The sequence below is a fragment of the Mesorhizobium sp. M7A.F.Ca.US.005.03.2.1 genome, from assembly GCF_003997795.1.
GTDB classification, from domain to species: Bacteria; Pseudomonadota; Alphaproteobacteria; order Rhizobiales; family Rhizobiaceae; genus Mesorhizobium; species Mesorhizobium ciceri.
The window spans coordinates 1-4,893 of sequence record NZ_RZRP01000475.1 but is presented as its reverse complement, the minus strand read 5'-3'; the positions used below and the strand labels follow the sequence as shown (position 1 = coordinate 4,893).

Here is a 4,893-nt window from a genome sequence, read left to right as displayed (position 1 = left end):
CATTACGGCGGGCCGCTCGTCGAGGGTCTTGTGGTGGAGGATACCGTCCGGTGTCCTTGGCATCATGCGTGCTTCGATTTGCGCACAGGCGAGGCTTTGCGCGCCCCCGCCTTCAATCCACTCGCCTGCTGGTCGGTGGAACAACGCGATGATCGGATATTCGTCGGCGAGAAAATCAAACGGATGGTTCCGAAACCGCGTTCTGGAGGCTCCAGCCAAGTCCCCGAGAAGATCGTCATTGTCGGCGGAGGCGCCGCGGGTTTCGCAGCGGCCGACATGCTGCGGCGCGAGCAGTTCCAGGGCAGCATCGTGATGATTAGCGAGGACCAATCGGCGCCCGTCGACCGGCCGAACCTCTCCAAAGACTACCTCGCGGGAAAATCGCCGGAGGACTGGATTCCGCTCCGCGGGGAGAAATTCTATTCAAAAAACAACATCGACCTGCGTCTCGACACGAAGGCCGTTGATATCGACCTGCGTTCCCTCGAGGTCGTCCTCGCTGATGAAAGAAGGGTTCCTTACCACAGGCTGCTGCTTGCGACCGGCGCCGAACCCGTCCGCCTGACCATCCCCGGCGCCGACTTGCCGCACGTTCACACGCTGCGCTCGTTCGCAGACTGCAAGGCGATCATCGAGCATGCCGCGACTGCCCGTCGCGCGGTCGTGCTTGGCGCCAGTTTCATTGGCCTGGAAGTTGCCGCGGCTCTGCGCGCGCGCGCGATCGAAGTTCATGTCGTGGCGCCGGAAAAACGACCCATGGAGCGCGTCCTCGGCCCGCAAATGGGCGACTTCATCCGCGCCCTGCATGAAGAGCATGGCGTCGTATTCCATCTCGAGAATACAGCGAGCAGCATCGACGCCAAGAAGGTAAATCTCAGCAGTGGCGGCTCATTGGCGGCAGATTTCGTCGTCGTCGGCATCGGCGTGCGGCCGCGGATCAGACTTGCCGAAACGGCGGGGCTGGTCGTTGATCACGGCGTTGTTGTGGACGCCTTTCTGGAAACGAGCGAGCCAGGGGTATTCGCGGCCGGCGATATTGCGCGATGGCGCGATCCCCACAGCGGTGAGACAATTCGGGTCGAGCATTGGGTGGTTGCAGAGAGGCAGGGACGAACCGCGGCCCTCAACATGCTCGGCCAACGCGACAAATTCAACGGCGTGCCGTTCTTCTGGAGTCAGCATTACGATGTTCCCATCAACTATGTCGGTCATGCGGAGCGATGGGACGAGATCGCGGTCGATGGGAATATCGCCTCCAGGGATTGCCTGCTGCGCTTCAAGCGCGAAGGACGCACGCTGGCTGTCGCTTCGATCTTCCGCGACATCGAAAGTCTGGAGGCCGAGGTGGAAATGGAGCACCAGATGGCGACCTAGCAGAGCGCTCTCGGGCACCGCAGTTCGAAGAAGAGCGCAATCAGAAATGGCTGAGCGGAATGCCGTCATGATCGAAAGGAGTTCGAATTATGTCCACAGTGCAACAGGAACTTAGCACCACTAACGGTATGAGCACGGTCGCGCCCGCGCAACATTATTCAACGTTCGTCAAAATCATCAAGACGGTCGGCAAGGAAGCGTCCAACATGACGCCGACCTCGGTTGAAATCTTCTCGAACGGCAGCCAGTGGTACTGTCAGGTCCGTCGCGGTAACAAAACGACCAAGCCGATGGGCCCCTATTCCAAACTACAGGCTGAGCGAATCCAGGATGCCCGGCGAATGCTGATCGCAAAAAGAGGCACAGCTAATCTCGTGTTTGAGTAGGGCGAGGAGCTTTGACGGGCGGCGCCAGGCGACGAGCTGCTTCGTTGCGATGATCGGTGCGACGACGGCTCCCAGCGCAGGACGCCTTTCTAACGCCTGATACCAGTTGTCGCGGCGCATTTTCGCGGCACGTCGCCGTTCGTCCTTGGCCGAGGCTCATTACCCAATCCCGGAAGGAAGTCCAATGGCCTACAAGTCAATCGTTCTCAATCTCGACATCGATGGTATGGTTGCTCCTGTCATCAAGCTCGGTGTCGATCTGGCTCGGCGGTTCGATGCGCGTCTGATCGGCCTTTCGGCTGCCGATGTTCCCCCACCCATCGTAATGGAAGGAGGCGTCGCATTCGACGGTGAGAACATGCTGCGCCAGCGGAAGAACATCGAGCGGCGACTCGAGGATCTCCGCGCGGAATTCGAAGGTCTTGCTGGCGCGACGGTTGAGACGGAATGGCGCGGGACGGTGGGCAATCCGACCCGCTTGCTGATCGACTCGGCGCGTGTGGCCGATCTCATTGTCACAGCGTCGCCCGAAGGTGCCTCTTCTGGCAACATTCATCGTTCCACCGACCTGGGCAATCTAATCCTTCAGGCAGGACGACCTGTATTTGTCGCCTCCACCAACCAGGAAAATATCCGGATCAACAAGGTTCTTGTCGGGTGGAAGGACACCCGTGAAGCTAGGCGTGCGGTTGCTGATGCCATGCCGTTTCTGCAAATGGCCAAGGAGGTTCGTATAACCACGATCGACGATGACGCGACCGATGAAACCTCGAATAGCCTGGACGATGTTGTCGCCTTCCTTTCTTTTCACGGCGTAAAGGCGAAGGCGGAAGTGTTTCCGGAGAAATCCGATGGCGGAACGATCGCCGATGTGGCCGACGCAATGCGTGCGGATCTGGTCATATCCGGCGCCTACGGTCATAGCAGGTTCAGGGAGTGGATCTTCGGCGGGGCTACCCGCTCGCTGCTTGAAAATGATCGGCTGAACCGGGTGATGTCGAATTGATCACGTTGCTCGAACGATCGATACGCTCGGTCAAGCTGAATAACGTGACAAGGACTTTGCCCGCTGTAGGATTTTCGTCGTGCCGTCCCCCGAGCCAGTTGCATGTCCACGGTGTCGGCCTGAGTAAGGAGGCCCTTCATGAACTCCGATACACCTGATACTGACCGTCCGGACTTCGGCAAAGGCATCCCTCTGAGCCAACTCGCAGATGGCGCCATGCTCTCCGGCTATGTCGGCAACGAGCCTGTCTTGCTGGCACGTCGGGGCGAGGAAATATTCGCCGTTGGATCGGTCTGTACACACTACGGCGCACCTTTGGCCGATGGCTCCTCGTGGAGGATAATGTGCGTTGCCCTTTGGCATCACGCCTGTTTGAGTCTGCGCAAGGGGGGAAGCGGTCCGCGCCCCTGCCCTATCATCAATCCCCTGCTATGATGTCGAGCAAACTGACGCGTACATAAGGGTTCGGGTGCGGCGCCAGCCTAGGCGATGGGCAAGAACGGGTGACTGCCAAGCCTCAGCCAAATGCGCCAAAATTGACCCTACCCAGGCGGAGCACCGAGAAATGACGGAACACAAGAAGGCACCACGACGCCGACCCGCGACCGTCTCGATGACGAAAACATTTGAAGTCGGGGATCGGGTGAGTTGGAACTCGGAGGCAGGTCGCGTCCACGGAACGATCATTCGGATTCATACCCAAGATATAGACTATAAAGGCCACACGCATCACGCGAGCCCGCAGTCTCCTCAATACGAGATCAAGAGCAGCAAGACCGACCACGTGGCCCTGCACCGCGGCCAGGTGCTGACCCGATTAAGCGACTGACGGGAGCAACGCGTGGACGGGTCTCCCTGAACACGGACAGAACTTTCGGACGATCCGGTGCCGAGTCCACCGCACGCTTATCATGCCGCCGGCTCGTGAGGAGCAGCCGCGCTGCCCAGGACAGCAGAAACCCGGGTGCGCAGGTGAGGCACCAATTCGTTCTCGAACCACGGGTTGCGACGCAGCCAGGCTGTACTGCGCCACGAGGGATGGGGCAGCGGGATGACTGCCGGACCATAGGTGCGCCACGCGGCAACGGTCGCGGTCATCGACCTCCCCGAGGCGTGTTGCAGCGCCCACCGTTGAGCGTAACCGCCGACCAGGAGCGTCAGTTCCACTCTAGGCAAGCACGCCAGAAGCGACCGTCGCCAGAGAGCGGCACACCGGGACGGTGGCGGGTGGTCGCCCCCTTTGGGATTGGTCCCAGGAAAGCAGAACGCCATCGGAGCCACGCCAATTCGCGAATCCCCATAGAAGACGCTGCGATCCAGCCCAAGCCACGCGCGCAAGCGGTCACCTGAGGGGTCGTCGAACGGCAATCCGCACTCATGCACCCGTCGTCCTGGGGCTTGGCCACAGATCAAGAGCCGGGTCTCGGAAGTGACCTGCACCACCGGGCGCGGTTCATGGCTGAATTCCCCAGCACAGGCGCGACAGGCACGAACGCTCGAAAGCAACACGTCAAGTTGCGGCGCTTCCGACCTAGCGCGTGTTTCGGGGCTCCCCAGGCCGGGCCTAGTTGCAGCAACCTCTACCAAATCGTTCTAAACCTGTTGGTGTCTTACCCTACGATCAGTTTAACGACTGACCATTGAATGTGGGACCCAGGGTAAGATGAGCCCAGCCGCCACTGGCGCAGCGCGACCGTTCGCCGCGGTGAGGCAAAGCCCCGACACCAGATTGGGCTGCGTCGACTGTTTGGTCGACATGTCCCGCCTAGCTGTGGCCGCGTCAACCTCGCCGAACAACGGTTTCCGAAGCCAGATCTGGACGGCATCTATCCGACAAATGATTTCGATTGACCTTTTAACGCAGTTTTCATGTTATGATCGCCATGGACATCGAGCTCGCTCGCACTTTTATCGAAATCGTTTCGACAGGGAGTTTCATTCGGGCCTCTGAGCGCTTGAACGTCGCCCAGACGACCGTAAGCGCACGAATCCGTAACCTCGAGCAGCAACTGGGTCGCCAGCTTTTCGTCCGCCACAAGGGCGGCGCTTCGCTCACTCCCGCCGGCGAGCAGTTCCTGCGCCACGCCCCGATGTTCGTCCAGTTGTGGCAACGCACCCTTCACCAGG

6 protein-coding genes are annotated in these 4,893 nt (G+C 60.0%); 5 read left to right on the top strand and 1 reads right to left on the bottom strand.

Annotation, left to right across the window (positions count from 1 at the left end; translation table 11 throughout):
• From EN991_RS23385 to EN991_RS23365, 4 genes are all read left to right on the top strand, one after another.
• Positions 1–1,374: FAD-dependent oxidoreductase (locus tag EN991_RS23385; RefSeq protein ID WP_127369644.1), on the top strand; the 1,374-nt coding region annotated here is incomplete at its 5' end.
• 89 nt (positions 1,375–1,463) lie between these two features.
• A complete protein-coding gene (locus tag EN991_RS23380; protein ID WP_064994261.1) occupies positions 1,464–1,760 on the top strand; it encodes a hypothetical protein in 297 nt (98 codons plus the stop codon).
• Positions 1,761–1,944: 184 nt separating this feature from the next.
• On the top strand, positions 1,945–2,766 hold the full coding sequence (locus tag EN991_RS23375; RefSeq protein WP_127369643.1) for a universal stress protein: 822 nt from the start codon (positions 1,945–1,947) through the stop codon (positions 2,764–2,766).
• 613 nt (positions 2,767–3,379) lie between these two features.
• On the top strand, positions 3,380–3,595 hold the full coding sequence (locus EN991_RS23365; protein ID WP_064994287.1) for a DUF2945 domain-containing protein: 216 nt from the start codon (positions 3,380–3,382) through the stop codon (positions 3,593–3,595).
• An 80-nt stretch (positions 3,596–3,675) separates the two neighbouring features.
• Here EN991_RS23365 and EN991_RS23360 read toward each other — a convergent pair whose 3' ends face one another.
• Positions 3,676–4,206: a uracil-DNA glycosylase family protein gene (locus tag EN991_RS23360; protein WP_280953819.1), complete on the bottom strand. Its 531-nt coding sequence runs from the start codon at positions 4,204–4,206 to the stop codon at positions 3,676–3,678.
• 443 nt (positions 4,207–4,649) lie between these two features.
• Between EN991_RS23360 and EN991_RS23355 the strand changes: the two genes are divergently transcribed.
• Positions 4,650–4,893, top strand: a 244-nt coding sequence (locus EN991_RS23355; RefSeq protein WP_164769325.1) for a LysR family transcriptional regulator, incomplete at its 3' end; no start/stop codon positions are given.

Bases quoted from the DNA above. Each gene is read 5' to 3' on its own strand.
- EN991_RS23375 (WP_127369643.1), top strand. From the start codon at position 1,945: ATGGCCTACAAGTCAATCGTTCTCAATCTCGACATCGATGGTATGGTT.
- EN991_RS23380 (WP_064994261.1), top strand. From the start codon at position 1,464: ATGTCCACAGTGCAACAGGAACTTAGCACCACTAACGGTATGAGCACG.
- EN991_RS23365 (WP_064994287.1), top strand. From the start codon at position 3,380: ATGACGAAAACATTTGAAGTCGGGGATCGGGTGAGTTGGAACTCGGAG.